Genomic DNA, 24,056 nt, shown 5'->3' on the forward strand with positions numbered 1-24,056 from the left:
CCTAGCCGCGCTGACCGCGGCTACCGCTCCACAAACGCGAAAATTCGGCCATGGGGTAGGAATGGTGGGTGGCTCAGCCCCTCCGCAACCCGACCGTACTGGTCCTTTCGACGTCCGATACCGACCTGATCACCGCGCGCGCCAGCGGCGCGCAGTACCGGTGGGCGAACCCGTCGCGGCTCGTCGACGGCGAACTCGAGGAGTTGCTCGGCGGGGCCGACATCGCGGTTGTGCGCATCCTCGGCGGCTACCGCGCGTGGCAGGACGGCATCGACACCGTGGTGGCCAGCGGGGTGCCCGCGGTGGTGGTCAGCGGTGAGCAGACGCCGGACGCCGAGCTGATGGGCCACTCCACCACGCCGGCGGGCGTGGCCGTGCAGTCGCATCTGTACCTCGCGCACGGCGGCGTGGCCAACCTGCGTGCGCTGCACACCTTCCTGTGCGACACGCTGCTGATGACCGGCTACGGTTTCGCACCGCCGGAGACGACCCCGAACTGGGGTGTCACCGAACGTCCGGTCCGAAACACCGACGGCCCCACCGTCGCGGTGCTCTATTACCGCGCACAGCATCTGGCCGGCAACACGGCCTACGTGGACGCGCTGTGTGCGGCCCTCGAGGATGCCGGCGGCCGGGCACTGCCGGTGTTCTGCGCGTCGCTGCGCACGGCCGACGCCGAACTGCTCGACGTGCTGGGCACCGCCGACGCGATGGTGACGACCGTGCTGGCCGCCGGCGGCGCCACCCCGGCCACCGTCACCGCCGGAGGTGACGACGACACCTGGAACGTCGCGCATCTGGCCGCCCTGGACATCCCCATCCTGCAGGGCCTGTGCCTGACCAGCTCGCGCGCGCAGTGGCAGGACAACGACGACGGGCTCTCGCCGCTGGACGTGGCCAGCCAGGTCGCCGTTCCGGAGTTCGACGGGCGCATCATCACGGTTCCGTTCTCGTTCAAGGAGATCGACGATGAGGGTTTGATCTCCTACGTCGCCGACCCGGAGCGCTGCGCGCGGGTCGCGGGCCTCGCGGTGCGCCACGCCCGGCTGCGCGCCATCCCGCCCGCACAGAAGCGGGTCGCGGTGGTGTTCTCGGCATATCCGACCAAGCACGCCCGCATCGGCAACGCCGTCGGGCTGGACACCCCCGCCAGCGCCGTCGCCCTGCTGCGGGCGATGCGCGAGCGCGGATATGCGATCGGCGACGTCCCGGGGCTCCAGGCAGGTGATGGGGACGCGCTTATCCACGAACTGATCGAACGCGGCGGTCAGGACCCCGACTGGCTCACCGAAGGGCAACTCGAGGGCAACCCGATCCGGCTGTCGGCCAAGGAATATCGCGACTGGTTCGACACGCTGCCCACGCGGTTCACCGACGCCGTGACCGCACACTGGGGCGCGGCGCCTGGTGAGCTGTTCGTCGACCGCAGCGCCGACCCCGAGGGTGAGATCGTGATCGCGGCCCTGCAGGCCGGCAACGTGGTGCTGATGGTGCAGCCGCCGCGCGGGTTCGGGGAGAACCCGGTGGCTATCTACCACGACCCCGATCTGCCGCCCAGCCACCACTATCTGGCCGCCTATCACTGGCTGAACAGTGGATTCCAGGCTGACGCGATTGTGCACCTGGGCAAGCACGGCAACCTGGAGTGGTTGCCCGGCAAGACGCTTGGCATGTCGGCGGCGTGCGCCTCCGACGCCGCGCTTGCCGACCTGCCGCTGATCTACCCGTTTCTGGTCAACGATCCCGGCGAGGGCACGCAGGCCAAGCGCCGTGCCCACGCGACGCTGGTGGACCACCTGATCCCGCCCATGGCCAGGGCCGAAACCTACGGCGATATCGCCCGTTTGGAGCAACTGCTCGACGAGCACGCCAACATCGCCGCGCTCGATCCCGGTAAGCTCCCGGCCATCCGCCAGCAGATCTGGACGCTGATGCGGGCCGCGAAGATGGACCACGACCTCGGGCTCGAGGACCGGCCCGACGAGGACTCCTTCGACGACATGCTGTTGCATGTCGACGGTTGGCTGTGCGAGATCAAGGATGTGCAGATCCGTGACGGCCTGCACATCCTCGGTCAAACACCAACCGGTGAAGCCGAACTCGACCTGGTGCTGGCCATCCTGCGGGCACGACAGCTGTTCGGGGGAGAGCAGGCCGTGCCCGGACTGCGCCAGGCGCTCGGCCTGGCCGAGGACGGCAACGACGAGCGGTCCGCCGTCGACACCGCCGAGGCCGGTGCCCGTAAACTCGTTGCCGCACTGCAGGAATCGGGTTGGAACCCCGACATCGTCGACACCTTGACCGACAACGCCGACGTCGCCGCCGTGCTGCGGTTCGCCGCGACCGAGGTGGTGCCCCGGCTGGCGGGCACCGCCGGCGAGATCGACCAGATCCTCAATGCGCTCGACGGCCGGTTCATCCCGGCAGGCCCGTCGGGCTCCCCGCTGCGCGGGCTGGTCAACGTGCTGCCCACCGGACGCAACTTCTACTCGGTGGACCCCAAGGCCGTGCCGTCGCGGCTGGCGTGGGAAACCGGTGTGGCGATGGCCGATTCGCTGCTGACGCGCTACCGCGAGGACTACGGGCAGTGGCCGCGCTCGGTCGGGTTGTCGGTGTGGGGCACGTCGGCGATGCGCACCGCCGGCGACGACATCGCCGAAGTGCTCGCGCTGCTGGGTGTCCGCCCGGTGTGGGACGAAGCCTCCCGGCGGGTGGTGAACCTCGAACCCATCGCGCTGGCCGAACTGGGCAGGCCGCGCATCGACGTCACGGTGCGGATCTCGGGCTTCTTCCGTGACGCCTTCCCGCACGTCGTCACCATGCTCGACGACGCCGTACAGCTGGTCGCGAACCTCGACGAGCCGACCGAGGACAACTATGTGCGCGCCCACTCGCAAACCGACCTGTCCGAACATGGTGACCAACGACGGGCCACCACAAGGATTTTCGGCTCCAAGCCGGGAACCTACGGCGCCGGACTGCTGCAGCTGATCGACAGCCGCAACTGGCGCGACGACGCCGACCTGGCCCAGGTGTATACGGCGTGGGGCGGTTTCGCCTATGGCCGCGGTCTGGACGGCGCGCCTGCCGCCGACGACATGAGCAGGCAGTATCGCCGGATCGCGGTGGCCGCCAAGAACACCGACACCCGCGAACACGACATCGCCGACTCCGACGACTACTTCCAGTACCACGGCGGCATGGTGGCCACCGTCCGGGCGCTGACCGGCAAGGATCCCGCGGCCTACATCGGCGACAACACCCGCCCCGACGCGGTGCGCACCCGCACGCTGTCGGAGGAGACCACCCGGGTGTTCCGCGCGCGCGTCGTCAACCCGCGCTGGATGAATGCCATGCGGCGGCACGGCTACAAGGGCGCCTTCGAGATGGCGGCCACCGTGGACTACCTGTTCGGCTACGACGCCACCGCGGGCGTGATGGCCGACTGGATGTATGAACAGCTCACCGCCGAGTACGTGCTCGACGACGTGAACCGCAAGTTCATGGCCGAATCCAACCCGTGGGCACTGCACGGGATGGCCGAGCGGTTGCTGGAAGCCGTGGACCGCGGCATGTGGGCACAACCCGATGCGGCCACGCTGGAAAACCTGCGCCAAGTGCTGCTGGAGACCGAAGGTGAGCTCGAAGGCTAGGTTGGGTGACGTGTCTGCCACCTTTGCCGATGTCGCGAAATCCGAGTACATCCTGCTGACGACGTTCACCAAAGACGGCAGGCCCAAGCCGACCGCGGTCTGGGCCGCGCCCGACGGTGACCGGCTGCTGGTCATCACCCAGGAGCAGTCATGGAAGGTCAAGCGCATCCGCAACACCCCGCGGGTGACCATCGCGAAAAGCGACGTCCGCGGCAACCCCAAAGGTGAGCCCGTCGAGGCCGTCGCGGCCATCCTCGACAAGTCCGCCAACGCCGGCACTTACGACGCGATCGGCAAGCGTTACGGGCTGCTGGGCAAGACGTTCAACCTCTTCAGCAAACTGCGCGGCGGCATGAAGAACAACGTGACCGTCGAACTCAGGGCCGCATGAGCGTGCCCGACACCTTCGATGCCTGCTGATTTTCGGAACCAGATCGACCACTTCGGACGTTCCCCCTATATGGCGATGCGGCTGTTTGTCCTGTACGTGGTGTTCGAGATCGCGGTGATCGTGGCGCTGACCACGACCATCGGCTTCGGCTGGACCCTGCTGCTGCTGGCCGCCACCTTCACCGCCGGTCTCGTACTGGCCGGATCCCAGCTGCGCCGCCAGCTGCGGCGACTGCAGTCCGGGCTGACCGCGACCGCCGTACCGGCAGCGGCCACCGACAGCCTGCTCGTCGCGCTGGGCACGGTGCTCGTCGTCATCCCCGGGCTGGCCAGCTCGGTCGTCGGCGCGCTGCTGCTTCTGCCGCCCACCCGGGCCGCGGCCCGGCCGCTGGTCACCGCGCTGGCCGCCCGCCGGATGCCGCTGCTCACCGCCGGCGCCGCGGGGTGGGGATACACCGCGCAGCGCCGTGGTGATTACATCGACGGCGAGGTGATCGACGTGGTCGACACCGATCCGCACGCCGTGGAGCGCAAGCCCGAATAAGTGACTCAACTCCTGCTCAACGGGCGGGTGCACAGCCCCGCCATGCCCGACGCCACCGCGCTCGCGGTGCGCGACGGTGTCGTCGCGTGGGTCGGCAGCGACGACGTGGGCCGCGCCCAGTTCCCCGACGCCCAGATCAGCGACCTCGACGGCGCGTTCGTCGCGCCGGCGTTCGTCGACAGCCATGTGCACCTGACCGCCACCGGGCTGACCCTGATCGGGCTGGATCTGCGGGCCGCCACCTCGCTGCGACACTGCCTGCACCTGCTCGGCGAGCACACCCGCGCCCACCCCGACGGCGTGATCTGGGCACACGGCTGGGACGAGTCCGGCTGGCCCGAGCGCACCCCGCCCAGCACCGCTGACGTCGACGCCGCGGTCGGCGACCGGCCCGCCTACCTGGCGCGCGTCGACGTTCACTCGGCGGCCGCGTCCACCGCGTTGCGCGCGCTGGCCGCCGGCCTGCCCGACGCGGGCGGATACGCCCCGCAGCACCCGCTGACCGGCGACGCCCACCACCTGGTGCGCGCCGTGGCGCGCGACCGGCTGACCCCCGGGCAGCGGCACCAGGCCCGTGCGGCCGCATTGGACGCCGCGGCCGCGCTGGGCATCGTCGCGGTGCACGAATGCGCGGGCCCCGAGATCGGCGGCTTCGACGACTGGGACGAGATCCGGCGCATCGAGCACGGCGTCGACGTCGTCGGCTACTGGGGTGAGGCGGTCGGCGACGCCCGAGAGGCCCGTGCCCTGATCGACCGCACCGGCGCGCACGGGCTGGCCGGTGACCTGTTCGTCGACGGCGCACTCGGCTCACGCACAGCATGGCTGCAGCAGCCCTACAGTGATGCCCAAAACTGCTGTGGCAACACCTATCTCGACACAGAGGCGATCGCCGCGCACCTGCACGCCTGCACCGAAGCCGGTATCACCGCCGGTTTCCACGTCATCGGCGACGCGGCCGTCAGCGCCGTGGTCGACGCGCTCGAACGCGTCGTCGACACCTTCGGCGCGCCCGCGGTGGCCCGCTGCGGGCACCGGCTCGAACACCTGGAGATGATCACCGACGAACAGGCCCGCCGGCTCGGCGGGTGGGGGGTGTTCGCCAGCGTGCAGCCCAACTTCGACGCGTTGTGGGGCGGCGCCGACGGCATGTACGCGCAGCGTCTGGGCCCCGACCGGGGCAAGACGCTCAACCCGTTCGCGCTGTTAGCATCCCAAGGCGTGCCCCTAGCCTTCGGCTCCGATACCCCCGTCACCAGCATGAATCCCTGGGAGACCGTGCGCGCGGCGATCCAGCACCGGACCAGAGGCAGCGCGCTGTCGGCCCGTGCGGCGTTCTCCGCGGCCACCCGTGGTGCATGGCGGGCCGCAGGTGTGCGCGACGGAATCACCGGCACCCTGGTCCCCGGTGCGCCCGCGTCCTACGCCGTCTGGGAAACGGGCGAACTCGAGGTGCACGCACCGGAGGACGCGGTGCAACGCTGGTCGACGGATCAACGCTCGCGGGTGCCTGCGCTGCCGCGACTTGACGGCGAGTTGCCTCACTGCCGACAGACGGTCAATCGCGGTGTCGTCCTCCATGGTTGAGCTGCCGCGATGGCGCGCACGGGGCAAGCGGTTCGGCCAGGCGGTGGTCGCCCGGCTGCCCCAGCTGTCGGTCACGATCGTCGCGGGCCTGCTGTTGTGCGTGAGCTTCCCGCCGTTCGGGTGGTGGTATCTGGCGGTCGTCGCGTTCGGGGCGCTGGCATGGGTGTTGACCCGCGAAACCACCACGATCGCAGGCGGATTCGGGTACGGGTTCATCTTCGGGGCGGTCTTCTACCTGCCGCTGCTGCCGTGGATCAGCGGGCTGGTCGGCGTGGTTCCGTGGATCGCGCTGTCGCTGGTCGAGGCGCTGTTTCCCGCGTTGTTCGGTGCGCTGGCGGTGGTCGTCCGGCGCGTTCCGGGCTGGCCGCTGTGGTTCGCCGGCTTGTGGGCGGCCCAGGAGTGGCTGAAGTGCACCGTGCCGTTCGGCGGATTTCCCTGGGGTGTCGTGGCTTTCAGCCAGACCGAGGCGCCGCTGTTGCCGCTGGCGCGGATCGGCGGGGCGCCGCTGCTGTCCTTCGCGGTGGTGTTGGCCGGATTCAGTTTCGCCGCACTCATTTTCGAGGTCGTGCGGTGGTGGCGGCACGATGAGGCGCAGAAGGCGGGTCCGCCTGCCGTCGTCCTGCCCGGGGTGTGCATCACCGTCGTGCTGCTGGGCACCGCGCTGGCCGCACCGCAGGTTCGCCAGTCCGCTGCGGGCGCAGACGAACACCAGCCCGTGACCGTCGCCGTCGTGCAGGGCAATGTGCCGCGCCTGGGGCTGGATTTCAACGCCCAGCGCCGCGCCGTGCTGGACAACCACGTGCGTGAAACGATGCGGCTGGCCGACGACGTGCGCGCCGGGCGGGCACCGCAGCCGATGTTCGTCGTGTGGCCGGAGAATTCCTCGGATATCGACCCGCTGAAGAACCCGGACGCCAACGAGCTGATCTCCAGGGCCGCAGCGGCCGTCGACGCGCCGATCCTGGTCGGCGGCGTGGTGGCCGCGCCCGGCTACCGGCCCGACAACCCGGAGTCGACGAACTCGGTGATCGTGTGGAACCCCGGCAGCGGCCCCGGGGACCGCCACGACAAGAAGATCGTGCAGCCGTTCGGCGAGTACCTGCCGTGGCGGAGCTTTTTCAGCAAGCTGTCGCCGTACGCCGACCGGGCGGGCTATTTCATCCCCGGCGACGGCGACGGGGTGGTGAAGGCCGCAGGCGTTCCGGTCGGCGTCACCACCTGCTGGGAGGTCATCTTCGACCGTGCGCCGCGCGAATCGGTGCGCAACGGCGCCCAGCTGCTGGCCGTGCCCACCAACAACGCCACGTTCGACGAGGCGATGAGCCGACAGCAGCTGGCCTTCGCCCATCTGCGCGCGGTCGAGCACGACCGCTACACGCTGGTCGCGGGCACCACCGGGATCAGCGCCGTCATCGCCCCCGACGGCCGCGAACTGGCCCGCACCGAGTTCTTTGAACCCGCCTACCTCGACACCGCGGTACGGCTGAAAACGCAGCTCACGGTCGCAACACGGTGGGCGCCGGTGATCGAGGGCCTGCTCATCGCCGTCGGCGTCGGCGGTCTGATCACCGCAATGCTGCACAATTGGAAGTTTGCGCGTCGTCGATCCAGTGGCGACCAAGAAAGAGGAGCCTCATGACGACGGGCCGCGACCCGGGGGAACGTCCAAGCCAGCGCACGCTGGTCATCATCCCCACCTACAACGAGCGGGAGAACCTGCCGCTGATCGCCGGGCGCGTGAAGGACGCGTGCCCCGACGTGCACATCCTGATCGTCGACGACGGCAGCCCCGACGGCACCGGCGACCTGGCCGACGAGTTGGCGCTGGCCGATCCCGACCGCGTGCACGTCATGCACCGCAACGCCAAAGGCGGGCTGGGAGCGGCCTACCTGGCCGGGTTCGAGTGGGGGCTGGGTCGCGAGTACTCGGTGCTGGTCGAGATGGACGCCGACGGCAGCCACCCGCCCGAACAACTGCACCGCCTGCTCGACGCCGTCGACGCCGGGGCCGATCTGGCGATCGGCTCGCGCTATGTGGCCGGGGGAGAGGTGCGCAACTGGCCCAAGCGCCGGATGGTGCTCTCCCGCACCGCCAACGGCTACTCGCGCATCCTGCTCGGCGTCGACATCCATGACATCACCGCCGGCTACCGCGCCTATCGGCGTGAGGTGCTGGAGAAGATCGACCTGACCGCCGTCGACTCGAAGGGTTACTGCTTCCAGATCGACCTGACCTGGCGCACCATCAACAACGGCTTCGTCGTGGTCGAGGTGCCGATCACCTTCACCGAACGTGAATTCGGGCAATCCAAGATGAGCGGATCCAACATCCGCGAAGCCCTGTTCAAGGTCGCGGAATGGGGTATCCGCGGGCGCTTGGATCGCGCCCGCGGAGTAGGCGTCACCCGCTAGCTAGTTGCCGCGGCGGCGCGCCTTGATGATGTCCATGCGCTCCTTGAGCAGTTCCTCGAGTTCCTCGATGGACCGGCGCTCGAGCAGCATGTCCCAGTGGGTCCGCGGCGGTTTGGTCTTCTTCGGCTCGGGCGCGTCGCCTTCGATCAGCGTGCCCTCCATGCCGTTGCGGCACAGCCAGGTGTGGGGGATCTCGGCGTCGTCGGCGAACGGGACGTCGAACTCCTCACCGTTGTCGGTGCGGTACCGGGCGACCTGACGCGGCGCCAAGTCGTGGTTGCGGTCGGTCTCGTAGCTCACGGCTCCGAGGCGACTGCCTCTCAAGACACGATCAGCCATCGTCAACACTCCTCAATAAGCCCTGTTTGTCCGGATAGACAACGCAGCACGACGCCACGTAGTTCCCGACTCGACCGCTGATGATACCGGGATTGGTCCGTGTCTACGTTTACAGTCAGGTTCCGTGGCACGGCGTTTACGTCCCCAATCCTGTCGCTGGTGCGGCCGCGAAGTCGCTGATGCCGGGCTGGGCAGGCGACGACAGTACTGCCGGCAGTCCTGCCGACAGCGCGCCTACGAACAACGCACGCTGGTCAAGGGCACCACGCTGGCACCCGACGCGGTGGTCCTCACCGCCGAGGAGGCCGCCCAACTCGCCGACCGCGTGTATGAGGTCAGGTGCGCCGCCGAGGACGTCGCGACCGCCGTCGACGAGGGCGCCGACGCCGACGAACTGCGCGCGCTTTGCGATGCGCTGATGAAGGCCGCCAAGGCGGCCGACGGCTGGCGCTGAGGGCCCGGCGGGCGTGCTACGCCGCCACGTTGTCGGCGGGGACGCCGGCCGCGTTCAGGTGTTCACGTTCGGCCGCCACGGTCAGCAGCTGAACATCTCGCCGATCTGCGGCGGCGCGGTGGCCGGTTTCAGGCAGCCGAACGGTTCGACGCCGGCGTCGCTCAACCGGATCGCCGACCGGTGCGCGTAGTTGACGCAGAACAGGCCGGCGGTGTCGGCGCGGCACCGGTAGTCGCCGAACGCCAGCACCTGACCGTAGGGCAGTTCCGGGCCCACCCCGGCGGTGAAGCGTCCCGGGTCGCCGTGCACGGAGCCCACGGTCACGGTCGTGCCGTCATAGTCGACCCAGCCGCCCTTCCATTCGCCGTACACGTCCGCGGGCCGCGGCGGCGGGTCGGCCAGATCGACCAGGCAGGCCAGCGCACCGTCGCTGTTCGTGGCGTCGGTCATGCACTGCGAAGTGCTCGACGGGGTCCGGAACGCGACGTCGTCGCCGAGCTGGTTGGTGGCGCCGTCGCGGAACGCCACGTGGTACTGGTCTGCGTCGGCCGGGACGCCCGCCTCGATCCAGGCGATGACGTCGGCGACCGCCGCGCCCGCCGCGGGCGGTTGGGCGGGTGCCGTGGTGGTGGTCGTCGGCGACGCCGTGGTGCTGCGGGGCGGGATCGGCTCGATCCGTTCGGCCTCGCCGCCCACCGACTGGGAACACCCAGCTAGCAGCAACAAGACCGCGACCAGCCCAGCCATTCGCATACCGGCCAGGTTAGCGGGCCGACGCGGGACGCCCGGCCAGGCACGGCCGGGCAGGACCGTTCGCTACCGTCGAATGATGCACGAACACACCGTCCGCGCAAAGATCGACGCCGGCACCATCGAGGGCTTCACCCGGGACGGAGTCAACCGGTGGCGGGGCATCCCCTACGCCCGCCCGCCGGTCGGGCCGCTGCGTCTGCGTGCGCCGCAGCCCGTCGAGCCGTGGCGCGGTGTGCGGTACTGCCACGGCTTCGGCAACTGCGCGCCCCAGCAGCGCATGTACACGATGCTGGCGCCGGGCAAATACCAGCCGATGAGCGAAGACTGCCTCACGCTCAACGTGGTCGCCCCCAAGAGGCCACCCGAGGCGCCGCTTCCGGTCATGGTGTTCATCCACGGCGGCGGTTATTTCATGGGCAGTTCGGCGACCCCGATCTACGACGGCGCATCGCTGGTGCGCGGCGGATGCGTCTACGTCTCGGTCAACTACCGGCTGGGGGCGCTGGGATGCCTGGACCTGTCGGCGCTGTCCAACGACGAGTTCACCTTCGACGACAACCTGTACCTGCGCGATCTGGTGATGGCGCTGCGTTGGGTGCGCGCCAACATCGCGGTGTTCGGCGGTGACCCCGACAACGTGACGATCTTTGGGGAAAGCGCGGGCGCTCACGCCGTCGCCACCCTGCTGGCGGTTCCTGCAGCCGAAGGCCTTTTCAACCAAGCGATTTCGGAAAGTCCGGCGGCGGGCATGGTACGTACCGCGGACGTCGGCGCGCAATACGCCGAGAGGTTCGCGGCGTTGCTCGGCGCGCGGAAGGCTGACGGTGCCAATGCGGTGATGACCGCGCGCCCGGCCGAACTGGTGACGGCGTTCGACCAGCTCGTCAAACAAGGTCAACGGGAGATGCTCGGCGCGTTCGCGGCGGGCCCCACCAGCGGCGGTGACTACCTGCCGCTGGATCCGGTGGCGGCGATGCGCAGCGGCAAGGCCCACCGGGTGCCGCTGATCGTGGGCACCAACGCCGACGAGGCGCGGCTGTTCGGCCGGTTCCTCAAGCTGTTGCCGATGACCGAGCCGATGATCGAACGCCTGCTGTCACAAGCTGATCCCGCTGAGCGTGAACGCATCACCGCGGCCTACCCGGGATATCCCGACCCCAGGGCCTGTGCGCAGTTCGGCGGGGACTTCGCGTTCGGGGCGGCTGCGTGGCAGATCGCCGAAGCGCACAGCCGACACGCGGCCACGTACCTGTACCGCTACGACTACGCGCCGCGCACCCTGCGCTGGTCGGGGTTGGGCGCCACGCACGCCACCGAACTGCTGGCCGTGTTCGACGTCTACCGCAGCGGCATCGGCCGACTGCTCACCGCGGCCGCCGATCGTCGCACCGCGTTGCGGGTCAGCGACGACGTCCAGGGCAGGTGGCGCGCCTTCGCGCACTCGGGTGCGCCGAAGGCGGATTGGCCGGCGTACCGCGCCGAGGAGCGTGCGGTGATGGTGTTCGATCGCCGCCCCCGCATCGAGTTCGACCCGCACGCCGCCCGCAGGCAGGCCTGGGAGGGCTTTTCCCTGGCCACCGGGTGAATCGGCACGCGCCGAAAGGCGTGTTGACACCCGTCAAGCTTGTGATTCAGCCCACTGCTAGGTTGCCAGTGTGCATCCTCCGCAGAACGCTGTCATCGAACGTCCCACGGATCTGAGCGCCGACTGGCTGACCGATGCCCTCGGCGCAGCAACCGTCACCGGTTTCGCCACCGAACGCATCGGCACCGGCCAGATGAGCGAGTGCTACCGCGTGACGCTGACGTACGCCGACGCCGAGGCCGGACCGCCGTCGGTGGTGTTGAAGGTCGCCGCCACCGACGCCGCCAGCCGACAGACCGGCCTGGCGCTGGGACTCTACGAACGCGAGGTGCGGTTCTACACCGACATCGCGCCGCGCATCGGCGGACCGGTGGCACCGTGCTATTCCGCTGGCTACGACAGCGAGACCGGGGCCTTTCACCTGCTGCTGGGTGACGCGGCGCCGGCCACCGTCGGCGACGAGATCCGTGGTGCCACAACGGATCAGGCACTGCTGGCGCTTGCCGAGCTGGGCCGGGTGCACGCCCCGTTGCTCGGTGACACGGCGGCCGCCCAGGCCGACTGGCTCAACCGCGAGGCACCCATCAACCAGGCGCTGATCGGCCAGCTCTACGCTGGGTTCGCCGAGCGTTACGCCGACCAGATCACCGACGAACAACGCGAGGTCTGCCAGCGGCTGATCGGCAGCTTCGACGCCTACCTCGCCGCAGAATCCGACCCGCAGCGCGCGATGGGCCTGGTCCACGGCGACTACCGGCTTGACAACATGCTCTTCGGTGAACGAGGCGCCGATCGCGCGGTGACCGTGGTGGACTGGCAGACGGTGACGTGGGGGCCCGCGCTGACCGATGTCGCGTATTTCCTGGGCTGCGCGCTGCCGGTGCAGGACCGTCGCGATCACTACGACGCGCTGCTGCGGGCCTACCACGAAGCGCTCGGCCCCGACGCGCCGCTGACCCTCGACGACGTCCGCGAGGGGGTGCGCAGGCAGAGCTTCTTCGGGGTGGTCATGGCGATCGTGTCCTCGATGCTGGTCGAGCGCACCGCGCGGGGCGATCAGATGTTCATGACGATGTTGCAACGGCATTGCCAGCACGTACTGGACACCGGCGCGCTGGCCATCTTGCCGGATCCCGTTGCGCTCGAACCGTTGCGGCCCGACGCCGCCGACGAGGGCGCCCATCCGGCCGGCCCCGAGGACCTGTGGAACGAGAGCTGGTATTTCGACTTCGTCGATCCGGCACAGCGGATCGGCGGCTGGATCCGGCTGGGCCTGGTTCCGAACCAGAACGTCGCGTGGGTCAACGGGCTGGTGTGCGGACCCGACATGCCCACGATCGCGATCGTCGACTTCGAGGCCCCGCTGCCCGATGATCCGATGCGGACGCGCTGCGACGCAGGGGATCTCACCATGGAGATCACCGAAGCGCTGCAGTCCTACCGGGTGACGCTGCGCGGGTCGGGGCAGGCCTACGACGATCCGGCCGCATTGCTGCGTGGCGAGTCGGGCCGGCCTGCCGAGTTGACGATGGACCTCGTGTTCGGCAGCCAGGGCGTGCCCTACCAGTATCGGATCACCCCGCGATACGAGATCCCGTGCACGGTGTCGGGCACCGTCACCGCCGACGGCCAGAGCTACCAACTGGATTCGGTACCAGGACAGCGCGACCATTCGTGGGGGGTCCGCGACTGGTGGGCCATGGAGTGGGTGTGGAGCGCATTGCACCTCGAGGACGGCACGCATCTGCACGGCGTCGACGTCCGGATCCCGGGCGCACCGCCAGTGGGCATCGGCTATATCCAGAAGGCGGGCGCGGAGTTCATCGAACTGCAGACGGTGACAGCCCGAGAAGAGTTCGCCGACAACGGGTTACCGCTGCAGACGACACTCACGCTGGCACCTGGCGACGTCACCGCGACCGTCGACATCCATGGACACGCGCCGGTGCTGCTGACGTCGCCCGAGGGCCGGCTCAGCCACTTCCCGCGGGCGTGGGTGACGGTCACCACCGCCGACGGCCGCACCGGCGTCGGCTGGGTGGAATGGAACCGCAACCAGCCGCCGTCCTGATTCCCGCGAGCGTGCGTCGACGTCACCGCGGCGCATACATGATGACGCCGACCCCGAGCAGGCACATCGTCGCCCCGGCGATGTCCCACCGGTCCGGCCGGAAGCCGTCGGCGATCATTCCCCACGCCAGCGATCCAGCCACGAAGACGCCGCCGTATGCGGCGAGCACCCTGCCGAAGTTGGCGTCGGGCTGAAACGCCGCGACGAACCCGTAGGCACCCAGCGCTATGACCCCGACACCGATCCACAGCCAACCGCGATGTTCGCGGAATCCTTGCCACACCAACCAGGCGCCGCCGATCTCCAACACCGCGGCGAGCGCGAACAACAGCATCGACTTGAGCACCATCACATCTCTCAGCGTGCCGTGACCGTGCGCAAACTCGGGCCAAATGGCGGCGTGTCGCCCTCTGACACGCACGCTCGCGCCCGATTAGTGGGCCGAGTCGTTGTCGAGGTCGTCGCGATTGAGGCCCATCGGCGTCGCGGCGGGCAGATCACCACCGGCCACCACTGTTCGGGTGATCGGGGTCAACGCCTGAAAGAGCGTTTCGATCTCGTCGTCGGCCAACGCGTCGAGCGCGGACAGTGCCAGCCGGTCGGTGGCGTCCTCGATGTGGGCCTTGAGTTCGCCCCCGGCCGCGGTCAGTTCGCCGCCGTCGAGCAGTCCGCGCTGGGCCAACCGGTCGCTGTACAGCTGCCACTGCTCATCGTCGTAGTCGCGGCTGCGCATGATCATCTCCTTGGGCACCCGGCCCGCTGCCGCGTGCAGGACGTTGGCCTCGCGCCCGGAGATCCCGTTGGTCGCCAGCACGGCGACGTGGCCGTCGCCGCGTTGTTCACGCAGCAGCGTGGTGGCATGCCACAGCTTGGCCAGCGGTTCCTCGGGCCAGTCCAACGCCACGTTGGCGGCGTACAACGGCCGCCCGTCCAGCGGAGCGCTGCGCGCGGCCTTGGCGGCGAGGTCGGCGGCGCGTCGCACCCGCTCGTCGTCGCCGCCCACGCCGTACCGGCCCAGCGCCGCCACCGCTGACTCCAGCCGGACGCGCAGCGCGTCGGCGGGGCTGATGATGTCCCAGGCCGCCGGAAGGGCCTTGGCCACCCGATGCGGCGCGAAGTTGTAGAACACCGCGGTCACCACTTCTGCCGGTACCACCCCCAACGGCGCCGAGCGGGCCGCGAAGTAGCCCATCCAGAAGCCTTTGAGGCCAAGCCCATCGAGCGCCGCACGGACCTCGGGGGCAAAGTATGTGGCGGCGTGTACGGGTTCGATGCGATCGAAGAAGCGCCGCGCCAGTTTCGGTTCCCTGTCCACCTTGGCAGTTAACCATTCAGTTCACGGCCGAGGTCAAGGGCCGCCTCGTCGATGATGGCGCGCATGGCCGTTTCCGCTGCGGCCTCGTCGCGGGTCCTGATGGCCCGGGCCACCTCGTCGTGCAGTTCGATGGCGGCCGGGTTGGGGGTGCTGGGCATCATGCCGTGTTGGGTGCGGCCGCTGAGCACCTCGGCGACGACGCCGTTCAATGCGCGGAACATCTCGTTGCCGCTGGCCTCCAGCAGGGTGCGGTGAAAGAGCTTGTCGGCCAACAGGTATGCCTGGAGATCTCCGGAACGACCGTGTACCACCATGTCGGAGACCGCCGCGGCCATGGTGCGGCATTGGTCCGGGGTGGCCCGGCGTGCCGCCAGGGCCGCGGCGACGGGTTCGAAGCCCCGCCGCAGCTCCGAAAGTGACACCAGCTGTTCGGCGCGGTCGCCGGCATCGATACGCCAGCGAATCAGCATGGGGTCAAAGACATTCCAGTTCTCGGCCGGTTGGACCGTGATACCCACCCGGCGCCGGGATGCGACCATGCCCATCGACTCGAGCACGCGCACGACTTCACGGGCGACGCTGCGCGACAGGCCGTGTTGTGCGCTCACCCCGTCGAGCGTGAGCACTTGGCCCGGCGGATATGCACCGGACACGATGGCGGTGCCCAGCGCGGTGAGCAGCTTGGCGTGCAGGGCGCCGACGTTGGGTTCCGACGACACCGATACATCTTGTCATAGCCGCGTAGCACCGCTTAAAGACATATCTTTCCGTAACAGAATTGAAATCATATGACGATTGCGTCATGCTGTATGACGGCAACCACAATGGGGTAGGTGCAGCACATGTCGCCAATCGTCGTGATGGGCGTCTCGGGGTCGGGTAAGTCGACTGTCGGGGCGGCATTGGCGCAGCGACTCCGGGTTCCGTTCGCCGACGCCGATGATTTTCACCCGCCGGCCAACATCGCGAAGATGACATCGGGCCAGCCGCTCAACGACGAAGACCGCCGTCCCTGGCTGGAAGCGATCGGGAAGTGGCTGGCCGAGCGGGGTGAGCACGGCGGTGTGATGAGTTGCTCTGCGCTCAAACGCATGTACCGCGACCGGTTGCGCCGCCATTGTCCCGACGTGGAATTCGTCCATCTCAGCGGCACACCCGAGGTGATCGGCAGGCGCCAGGCCAGCCGCCCCGGGCACTTCATGCCCGCCTCGCTGCTCAATTCCCAGTTCGCCACCCTCGAGCCGCTTGAACCGGACGAGAAGGGTGTCACCATCGATGTCGATCAGAGCATCGATGCCATCGTCGAAAGCTACGTCGCCGCAACCGAATAGGTCTGGGAGGTCTCGTGCAGGCAATCGAACCGGCTTACGGCGCCGGCACACTGATGCTGATCGCCGCGGCAGCGGTGGCCGTTCTGCTGTTCTTGATCATGAAGGTCAACCTGCATCCGTTCGTGGCGCTCGTGTTGGTGAGCGTGCTGACGGCGATCGCCGCAGGCATCCCGGTGGGTGACATTCCCGACGCGCTGGCCTTCGGCTTCGCCGACACCATCGGCGCGGTCGCGCTCCTGGTCGGTTTCGGCATCATGCTCGGGCGCCTGCTCGAGATCACCGGTGGCGCCCAGGTCCTCGCCGACACGCTCATCGGCCGCTTCGGTGAAAAGCGCGCACCGCTGGCGCTCGGCGTTGCGGCGCTGCTCTTCGGCTTTCCGATCTTCTTCGACGCCGGCCTGGTCGTGTTCCTGCCGATCATCATGACGGTGGCGCGGCGCTTCGGCGGTTCGCTGCTGCTGTACGCGCTGCCGGCCGCCGGCGCATTCGCCGCGATGCATGCCCTGGTCCCGCCGCACCCCGGACCGGTGGCAGCGGCCGAGGCGCTCGACGCCGACATCGGGCTCACGTTGCTCGTCGGTGTGCCCATCGCGGTCGTGTCGTGGTACGTGGGTGTGATGCTCGTGTCGCGGGTGCTCGGGCGCCGGGTGTTCGTCGACGTTCCCGAGGCGCTGTTCGGTGAGCTGAACGGCGGACGCGACGCGGACACCGAGGGGACCACCGGGACGGCTCCAGCGTTTCTGACCGTGCTCGCCCTGCTGCTGCTGCCGATGGTGCTGATCTCGTTCAACACCGTGCTCAACACGCTCATCGCTGCTCGGGTGATCGGCGAAGACGCCACCTGGGCGCGATATCTCATGCTGCTCGGCAACACCACCGTGGCGCTGCTGATAACCGTCGTCGTGGCGATCCTCGTGCTGGGGTTGCGCGAGCATGCGATGGCCGACATCACCACGATCCTGGACAAGGCGCTCGGCCCGATCTGCTCGATCATCCTGATCACCGGTGCGGGCGGCATGTTCGGCGGGGTGCTGGAGCTCAGCGGTATCGGCGAAGCGCTCAGCGGGTCACTTTCGGACCTCGGAATGTCGCTGATCGTGCAGGCTTTCATCATCGCCACGTTGCTGCGCGTCGCGCAGGGCTCAGCCACCGTCGCGCTGACGACGACGGCCGGTCTGCTCAGCGCGGGGGCCGCCCAGGCCGACCTGAGCAGCCTTCAACTCACGCTGATGGTGATCGCGATCGCGGCGGGCGCCACCGTGCTCTCCCACGTCAACGACTCAGGTTTCTGGCTGGTCAGCCGGTTCTTCGGGATGGACGTCAAGACGACGCTGAAGACGTGGACGGTGATGGAGACGGCGCTGGGCCTCAGCGCGTTCGTCCTGGCCCTGGCCCTCTGGATGGTGGCGTGATCAGCGCTCAGCGCCGGCGGCGTTGTTTGACCTGAGTGCGCGCGGTCTCGGCCAACTCCGGAGCACGTTTACGCGCGGTCTCGGCCAGCTCGGGTCCCCGCTCACGGGCCACCTCCGCCAGTTCGGTCCCGCGCTCACGGGCCACCTCGGCCAGTTCGGCGCCGCGCTTGCGGGCCACCTCGGCCCATTCCGGGCCCCGTTCGCGGGCCACCTCGGCCAGTTCGGTCCCGCGCTCACGGGCGACCTGGGCGAGTTCGCGACCCCGCTCCGCGCCGACCTGAAGGCCGTGGCCGACCTTCTCGGCCAGCGCGCTGTCGGCGAGCACCCCGCCGGTTGCGGCGCCGGCCGGCAGCGCGGCCCCGACGACTTCGGTGACCTTGTGGGCGGCCCGGCGGCCCCGCCATCCCAGCGACGGTTTGCCTTCGGTGTCGACGGCCGCGATGATCAGCCCGCCGATCAGGCTGATGTCGGTGACAAAGGCGCGTCGCTCGTCGGTCTTGCGCTGCGGATCGGTCTCTTGCCAGAAGGCATGTCCGCCAAGGCTGCCCGGCACCACGCTGAGCGCCAGCACCGACGACGCCAGCCTGGGCAGCTTGCCCGTGGCCAGCAGCAGGCCGCCGCCGATCTGCACGGCGGCGTTGACGCGCGCGACCGTTTCGGCGTCGGAGGGCACGTTCGTGCCGACCGGGTCTGGCAGCTTGCTCAGCCCCTCGAGGGTCGGACGGGTGGCGTCGGCCGCCGGTTTGGGGCTGCGGAGGGCGTCGACACCGCGGGCGATGAACACCGCTGAGAGCATGGGGCGCGCGATTCGTCGGATCAACATGAACCGGGTGTTCCCCGGGTCGCGCTTCGACAAACGCTCAGTATGGGTCGCCTGGTGAATTGCGGCCCCGTAGCGGTATCGCGTACCAGAACACGCCCAGGGTCGCCAGCGTGCAGGCGCCTGCGGTCCAGGCGTACGCCCGGCCCATCACGGCGTCGAAGATGATCGTCGCCACGCCGGTGAGCGCGAGACCCAGCAGCAGGGTGCCCACCACGGCGTACCTGTGTGAGGTGGTCACCAGCGTCCTGAGCCTGCGGCGGCGGAACAACAACCGGTGCATGATCACCGGCGCGACGAACAACACGGTCGCACCGATCGAACAGCCGACCGTGCCCAGGTAGACCCCGCGCATCACCGCGTCGAGTTTGCCGAACTCGTCGGAGAACGGCAGGATCAGCAGAAATCCCGTCAACAGTTGGACCCCGGTTTGGGCAACCCGTAGTTCCTGTAACAGACCCGCCCAATTACGGTCCAGCCGTTGAGCTTCCGTCTCGCTGCGGTTGTGATCCCACGGCTCGGGGGTCCCTGGCTGCTCGACGTCCACGCCGCTGATTCTCGCAGCACGGCGCACGCGGTGCACGGTGATAGGTTCGCAGGCGTGGATCTCGTTGCCGGAATCGACTCATCCACCCAGTCGTGCAAGGTGGTGATCTGCCGGGCCGACACCGGCGAGATCGTCAGATCGGCGTCCTCGCCGCATCCGGCGGGTACGGAGGTGGACCCGCGGCTGTGGTGGACCGCATTGCAATCCGCCATTGACGAGGCGGGCGGAATCGACGACGTCGCGGCGCTGTCGGTCGGCGCCCAGCAGCACGGCATGGTGTGTCTGGACGACTCTGGACGTACTATTCGAAATGCGTTGCTGTGGAACGATACTCGATCCGACACCGCGGCCGACGAACTGGTGCGCGAGCTGGGTGGCGCCCAGCAGTGGGCCCAGCGCGTCGGCGTGGTGCCGGTCGCGGCGATCACCGCGTCCAAACTGCGGTGGCTGGCCGATCACGAACCCGCGCACGCCGACGCGACCGCGGCGGTGTGCCTACCGCACGACTGGCTGACGTGGCGGTTGAGCGGGTCCAGCGACATCGCGTCGCTGCGCACCGACCGCAGCGACGCCAGCGGAACGGGCTACTACTCCGCCGAGCGCGACGCCTACCAGCCCGACCTGCTCGAGTTGGCGATGCGCGGTCGCCGCCCGATGGTGCCGACGGTGCTGGGTCCGCGCGACGTGGCCGGGCATCTCGGGTCCGGGGCGGTGCTCGGGCCGGGAGCGGGGGACAACGCCGCGGCGGCGCTGGGGTTGGGGGCCGGGCTGGGCGACGGCATCGTGTCGCTCGGCACCTCGGGGGTGGTCAGCGCGGTCAGCGCCGCCGCCCCGCATGACCCCGAAGGCCTGGTCGCCGGATTCGCCGACGCGACGGGACGACAACTTCCGCTGGTGTGCACGCTGAACGGCGCACCGGTGTTGGCGGCGGTCGCACGCATGCTCAACGTGGACTTCGCGGAACTGGACAGGCTGGCGTTGTCGGCGCCCGCGGGTGCGCAGGGATTGACGCTGGTGCCCTACCTCGAAGGTGAGCGGTCGCCGAACCTTCCCGGCGCCGCAGGCGCACTGCACGGCGTGACCACACGGAACCTGCTGGCCGCCAACGTCGCCCGCGCCGCCGTCGAGGGTGTGCTCGCCTCGATGGCGTACTGCATCGAGAAGATCTGCGCGCAGGGCGTCGACGTCGCACGTCTCATCCTGGTCGGCGGCGCAATGCGCTCGGAGGCCGTGCGCCGGATCGCGCCGGCGGTCTGGGGCGCGCCCGTCGACGTGCCGGCACCCGCCGAGTACGTCGCGCTCGGCGCGGCCAGGCAGGCGGCGTGGACTCTGACACAACAGGATTCACCACCGGTATGGTCGTTCGGCGTGACCACGCCCTATACCGCCGAACCGACTCCGCAGGTGTTGGACCAGTACCGTGCGGCGCAGCCGCTGACGCTGCGGTGAACTACTCCTGGGAGCGTCTGGAGGACGCCGTATTCCGCTGCCGCCTACCGTTTCTCGACGTCACCATCGGGCTGGTGGCAGGCAGCGCGGGCACTCTGCTGATTGACACCGGCACCACCCTCACCGAAGCCGGCGCCATCGCCGCCGACGTCGAGGCGATGGGGCACCGCGATGTCAGCCATATCCTGCTGACCCACAATCACTTTGACCATATCCTCGGGTCGGCGGCATTTCCCGACGCGGAGATCTACTGTGCACCGCAGGTCGCGGCGACGATGTCTGAGCGTCGTGACCATCTCCGCGACGACGCCGCCAAACACGGCGCCGACCTCGCCGAGGTGGACCGCGCGATCGCCGCCCTGCCCGAGCCGCAGCGTTCGGTCACCGCCGCGGTCGTCGACCTCGGTGACATCGCCGTGACGGTCGGTCACCTGGGTCCCGGTCACACCGACCACGACCTGATTGCGATCGTGTCCGGACCGGAGGTCACCGTGGTGTTCTGCGGCGACCTCGTCGAGGAATCCGGGGACCCGTGCGTCGGCGAGGACTCCGATCTGGCGGCATGGCCCGCCACGCTCGACCGGCTCCTCGAGGCCGGCGGCAGCGACGCGCGCTACGTACCCGGTCACGGAGCCGTCGTCGACGCGGAGTTCGTCCGTCGGCAGCGGCGATGGCTCGTCGGACGCGTGTGACGTAGTCGGACAGCGGGCCCACGACATGCTGTACTCCGACTTGGACGCCGACCAGCAGCGCATCTACGACGACCTGGTCGCCGCCGGTGTGCTGCCCGATCGGACGGTGCACCGTGCTACCGATTGATCCCACCGCCGACCGGGCCCGTGGACACACACGGCCGCGGTGCCGCGGGCCACGTCGCCTGACGAGCCGCATTACCTTCGCCCTGTGGGACGTGGCCGCCCGGGACGCCAAGGGGCGCGTCGCGGTCACCGCCACCGGTATTTGAGGCAGACGTCCCATGCGCCGTGCCGCAGCCGCGGCCGAGCATGCGGGTATGACGAAGACACCTACCCCCTCGGAGGCGGCCGCGGCCGTCCTGCGCAACGCCACGCTGCCCGCGGGCGATGACGAACGGTTCGTCGGCTACGGAGTGATGGGGCTGCCGTTTCGGACCGGCCACTACCTGGCGCTGCGGGACTTTCCGGCGACGTCGTTCTCACCGGCGTACCGGTCGGTGTGGCACCGCGATCCGGCCGGGGTGTGGTCGTTCTACGCCACGACGCCCGGTCAGCAGAGTTGCGCGCGCTACTTCAGCTCCGCGACGACGCAGGACGCGATCGAGTGCGACATCGACGTCGCATGGCGCACGCCGTGGTCGCTGATGGTGCGGATCGCCGGGTTGCTCGACTGGGCCGTCGAGCTGAAGGCGACGCGCGCCACCCGGCTGATGAGCAGTATCGGACGCCGGCTGCCCGCCTCGGCGTGGACGAACCGGTCGGCCCTTCAGATGATCGGGCGCGCGGCCGGGCCCATGCTGCGCGCCGGGCAGGTCCGGCTGTCGGGTGCTGCCCCCAACGGTCAGCGGTTCATGATCGCGCCGACGCAGTTGTGGGCGGTGGCCGGGTCGCGCGCGTCGTGGCGCGGGAAGGACCTGGGGCCGGTGGGACCCCTTGACCGACAGGTCCGGCTCGCCGATTTCCGTCCCCCGCAGCGCGGGATATTCGTCGTCGGCTCCGGGCATTTCGAGTCGTACGATCCGGCTCGACACCGGGCTGCGGAGAAGACGATCTCGATCCGGTGACCGGAGCCGACCGAAAAGCGCACAATCAGCCCATGGCATTGCACCGGCCGGGACCTGAGACGGCCGAATTGCCGCGTCGCGCGGAGCTATTGGCCGCGCTGTCGGTGGCGATCGACCTCGGCCTCGGGCAACCCGCCGAACACATGTTGCGATCGGCCCTGATCGCCACCCGGCTCGCCGACCGGCTGGGGCTGAGCGCCGAGCAACGCAACTGCACCTACTACACGACCCTGATCATGTGGATCGGATGCCATGCCGACTCACACGAATACGCCAGGTGGTTCGGCGACGACATCGCAGTGCGCCGCGACTCCTACCTGCTCGACTGGTCGGGGCTGCCGTACCTGTGGTTCCTGATGAGCAACGTCGGCCGCGGGGAGCCGCTGACGCACCGGCTGAGCGTCATGGCCACGCTTTTCGCCAACGCCAAAGGCCACCTGTCCCGGCTGATCCACTCACACTGCACATCGGCGGCACTGCTTGCCGATCGGATCGGCCTGGGGCCAGATGTGCAGGCGGCCCTGGCTTTCGCGTTCGAGCGCTACGACGGGGGAGGGTTACCGACGGGCGCACACGGCGACACGATCCCGGTGCAGATGCGCGTCGCCCAGCTTGCCGACATGGCAGAGGTGCACCACCGGATCGGCGGTGTGGAAGGGGCGGTGGCGATGGCCCGCCGCAGGCGTGGCGGTCAGTTCGACCCCCAACTCGTCGACACGTTCGTCACCAACGCCGAGGAGGTGCTGGCCGGTCCGGCGGCCGGCGACGTGTGGGCCGCGGCGCTGCGCGAGGCACCCGAACGCAACCAGCGCTTGGACGAACGCGCGCTGGATGCCATACTCGTCGCCCTTGGCGATTTCGTCGACCTGAAATGTCCTTTCACGCTGGGCCATTCACGGAAGGTGGGGCAGCTCGCCGCCGACGCGGCAACGGTGGCCGGGCTGGACGCCGAAACCGTCGCGCTGACGCGGCGGGCGGGTCACATCCACGACCTAGGCCGCATCGGGGTGTCGAACCAGGTGTGGTCCAAACCGGGACCGCTGTCCGCGGCCGAGTTCGAGCGGGTACGGCTGCACCCGTATCTCACGGTAAGGATCCTGCACCAGGTGCGCGGTCTGGAGCGGGTGGCGCAACTGGCGGGCAACCACCACGAATGCGTGAACGGCACCGGTTATCCACGCGGTCTGGCCGGGGCCGCGCTCAGCCGCGCCGACCGCATCCTGGCCGCCGCGGTGAGCTACCAATCCGGTTGTGAGCCACGCCCTTACCGACAACCCCTTTCCGCGCCGTCCGCAGCGCGCAGGCTTGACGAGCGGGTGCGCGCCGGGGAACTCGACGCGACGGCGGTGGAAGCGGTGCTGCACGCCGCCGGCCAGCGCGCGCAGCGCGCCGTCCACCGTCCCGGCGGGCTGACCGTGCGGGAGGTCGAAGTGCTGTGCCTGGTCGCGCGCGGCGCCTCCAACAAGGAGATCGCCGCCGCGCTGGTGATCAGCGAGAAGACGGCGCGCAACCATGTCGAGCGCACCTACGCCAAGATCGGGGTGTCCAACCGCATCGGCGCCAGCATGTATGCCTTGCAGCAAGGGCTGATCGAGGCCGAAGCTCAAGGCAGTTGAGGCAGTTGAGGCAGTTGCC

General features: G+C 69.2%; 22 protein-coding genes and 1 pseudogene. 16 read left to right on the forward strand and 7 right to left on the reverse strand.

Going from position 1 to position 24,056, the window contains the following annotated elements; translation table 11 throughout:
- Positions 1–68: 68 nt before the first annotated feature.
- The 6 genes from cobN to K3U96_RS11670 all read left to right on the forward strand — a co-directional run bounded on the left by cobN (position 69) and on the right by K3U96_RS11670 (position 8,586).
- A complete protein-coding gene (gene cobN / locus K3U96_RS11645) occupies positions 69–3,653 on the forward strand; it encodes a cobaltochelatase subunit CobN (protein ID WP_220693115.1) in 3,585 nt (1,194 codons plus the stop codon).
- 10 nt (positions 3,654–3,663) lie between these two features.
- The gene (locus tag K3U96_RS11650; RefSeq protein ID WP_069406186.1) at positions 3,664–4,044 is read left to right on the forward strand and encodes a PPOX class F420-dependent oxidoreductase; all 381 of its coding nucleotides are present in this window, start codon (positions 3,664–3,666) and stop codon (positions 4,042–4,044) included.
- A gap of 69 nt (positions 4,045–4,113) precedes the next feature.
- Complete coding sequence (locus tag K3U96_RS11655; RefSeq protein ID WP_069406174.1) at positions 4,114–4,587, forward strand: FxsA family protein; 474 nt, start codon at positions 4,114–4,116, stop codon at positions 4,585–4,587.
- The gene (locus K3U96_RS11660) at positions 4,588–6,174 is read left to right on the forward strand and encodes an amidohydrolase (RefSeq protein WP_220693116.1); all 1,587 of its coding nucleotides are present in this window, start codon (positions 4,588–4,590) and stop codon (positions 6,172–6,174) included. It begins immediately after the preceding gene.
- Positions 6,167–7,813, forward strand: a complete 1,647-nt coding sequence (gene lnt, locus K3U96_RS11665; RefSeq protein ID WP_220693117.1) for an apolipoprotein N-acyltransferase — start codon at positions 6,167–6,169, stop codon at positions 7,811–7,813. The genes K3U96_RS11660 and lnt overlap by 8 nt, the downstream gene beginning before the upstream one ends.
- Positions 7,810–8,586 (forward strand): polyprenol monophosphomannose synthase, encoded by a 777-nt coding sequence (locus K3U96_RS11670; protein WP_069404188.1) that lies wholly within the window; start codon positions 7,810–7,812, stop codon positions 8,584–8,586. The genes lnt and K3U96_RS11670 overlap by 4 nt, the downstream gene beginning before the upstream one ends.
- Here the strand turns inward: K3U96_RS11670 and K3U96_RS11675 are convergent, their stop codons facing one another.
- Complete coding sequence (locus K3U96_RS11675) at positions 8,587–8,925, reverse strand: RNA polymerase-binding protein RbpA (RefSeq protein WP_069404196.1); 339 nt, start codon at positions 8,923–8,925, stop codon at positions 8,587–8,589.
- Positions 8,926–9,049: 124 nt separating this feature from the next.
- On the opposite strand from K3U96_RS11675, the gene K3U96_RS11680 reads away from it, so the two are divergent.
- Positions 9,050–9,379: a hypothetical protein gene (locus K3U96_RS11680; protein ID WP_069404187.1), complete on the forward strand. Its 330-nt coding sequence runs from the start codon at positions 9,050–9,052 to the stop codon at positions 9,377–9,379.
- An 81-nt stretch (positions 9,380–9,460) separates the two neighbouring features.
- Here the strand turns inward: K3U96_RS11680 and K3U96_RS11685 are convergent, their stop codons facing one another.
- Positions 9,461–10,132, reverse strand: coding sequence for a hypothetical protein (locus K3U96_RS11685; RefSeq protein WP_069404186.1), 672 nt, complete (start codon positions 10,130–10,132; stop codon positions 9,461–9,463).
- A 76-nt stretch (positions 10,133–10,208) separates the two neighbouring features.
- Between K3U96_RS11685 and K3U96_RS11690 the strand changes: the two genes are divergently transcribed.
- Positions 10,209–11,717, forward strand: a complete 1,509-nt coding sequence (locus tag K3U96_RS11690; RefSeq protein WP_220693118.1) for a carboxylesterase/lipase family protein — start codon at positions 10,209–10,211, stop codon at positions 11,715–11,717.
- 70 nt (positions 11,718–11,787) lie between these two features.
- Entirely contained in the window at positions 11,788–13,788 is a 2,001-nt protein-coding gene (locus K3U96_RS11695; protein WP_220693119.1) for a DUF7064 domain-containing protein, read from the forward strand.
- A gap of 22 nt (positions 13,789–13,810) precedes the next feature.
- Here K3U96_RS11695 and K3U96_RS11700 read toward each other — a convergent pair whose 3' ends face one another.
- The 3 genes from K3U96_RS11700 to K3U96_RS11710 all read right to left on the reverse strand — a co-directional run bounded on the left by K3U96_RS11700 (position 13,811) and on the right by K3U96_RS11710 (position 15,822).
- Positions 13,811–14,137, reverse strand: a complete 327-nt coding sequence (locus K3U96_RS11700; RefSeq protein WP_220693494.1) for a YnfA family protein — start codon at positions 14,135–14,137, stop codon at positions 13,811–13,813.
- An 84-nt stretch (positions 14,138–14,221) separates the two neighbouring features.
- Positions 14,222–15,103, reverse strand: a complete 882-nt coding sequence (locus K3U96_RS11705) for an SCO6745 family protein (protein ID WP_220693120.1) — start codon at positions 15,101–15,103, stop codon at positions 14,222–14,224.
- A gap of 8 nt (positions 15,104–15,111) precedes the next feature.
- Positions 15,112–15,822: a FadR/GntR family transcriptional regulator gene (locus tag K3U96_RS11710; protein ID WP_220693121.1), complete on the reverse strand. Its 711-nt coding sequence runs from the start codon at positions 15,820–15,822 to the stop codon at positions 15,112–15,114.
- A gap of 123 nt (positions 15,823–15,945) precedes the next feature.
- Here K3U96_RS11710 and K3U96_RS11715 point away from each other — a divergent pair, with 123 nt between their 5' ends.
- Together K3U96_RS11715 and K3U96_RS11720 are read left to right on the forward strand one after the other, a co-directional pair.
- The gene (locus tag K3U96_RS11715) at positions 15,946–16,434 is read left to right on the forward strand and encodes a gluconokinase (RefSeq protein ID WP_220693122.1); all 489 of its coding nucleotides are present in this window, start codon (positions 15,946–15,948) and stop codon (positions 16,432–16,434) included.
- A gap of 14 nt (positions 16,435–16,448) precedes the next feature.
- On the forward strand, positions 16,449–17,846 hold the full coding sequence (locus K3U96_RS11720) for a GntP family permease (RefSeq protein ID WP_220693123.1): 1,398 nt from the start codon (positions 16,449–16,451) through the stop codon (positions 17,844–17,846).
- A 7-nt stretch (positions 17,847–17,853) separates the two neighbouring features.
- On the opposite strand, the gene K3U96_RS11725 is transcribed toward K3U96_RS11720, so the two are convergent.
- Complete coding sequence (locus tag K3U96_RS11725) at positions 17,854–18,669, reverse strand: DoxX family protein (RefSeq protein ID WP_069404178.1); 816 nt, start codon at positions 18,667–18,669, stop codon at positions 17,854–17,856.
- A gap of 37 nt (positions 18,670–18,706) precedes the next feature.
- Positions 18,707–19,213: a DUF6328 family protein gene (locus K3U96_RS11730; protein ID WP_069404177.1), complete on the reverse strand. Its 507-nt coding sequence runs from the start codon at positions 19,211–19,213 to the stop codon at positions 18,707–18,709.
- Between the two features lie 54 nt (positions 19,214–19,267).
- Between K3U96_RS11730 and K3U96_RS11735 the strand changes: the two genes are divergently transcribed.
- From K3U96_RS11735 to K3U96_RS11755, 5 genes and pseudogenes are all read left to right on the forward strand, one after another.
- Positions 19,268–20,662, forward strand: a complete 1,395-nt coding sequence (locus K3U96_RS11735) for a xylulokinase (RefSeq protein WP_220693124.1) — start codon at positions 19,268–19,270, stop codon at positions 20,660–20,662.
- The gene (locus K3U96_RS11740; RefSeq protein WP_220693125.1) at positions 20,659–21,354 is read left to right on the forward strand and encodes an MBL fold metallo-hydrolase; all 696 of its coding nucleotides are present in this window, start codon (positions 20,659–20,661) and stop codon (positions 21,352–21,354) included. The genes K3U96_RS11735 and K3U96_RS11740 overlap by 4 nt, the downstream gene beginning before the upstream one ends.
- Positions 21,355–21,376: 22 nt before the next feature.
- Positions 21,377–21,481, forward strand: a pseudogene (locus K3U96_RS11745) (DUF6400 family protein); the annotation flags it as partial.
- 193 nt (positions 21,482–21,674) lie between these two features.
- A complete protein-coding gene (locus tag K3U96_RS11750; protein ID WP_220693127.1) occupies positions 21,675–22,421 on the forward strand; it encodes a hypothetical protein in 747 nt (248 codons plus the stop codon).
- A gap of 32 nt (positions 22,422–22,453) precedes the next feature.
- Positions 22,454–24,037: an HD domain-containing phosphohydrolase gene (locus K3U96_RS11755; RefSeq protein ID WP_220693128.1), complete on the forward strand. Its 1,584-nt coding sequence runs from the start codon at positions 22,454–22,456 to the stop codon at positions 24,035–24,037.
- Positions 24,038–24,056: the final 19 nt, after the last annotated feature.

The sequence above is a fragment of the Mycolicibacterium holsaticum DSM 44478 = JCM 12374 genome, from assembly GCF_019645835.1.
Taxonomy (GTDB): domain Bacteria; phylum Actinomycetota; class Actinomycetes; order Mycobacteriales; family Mycobacteriaceae; genus Mycobacterium; species Mycobacterium holsaticum.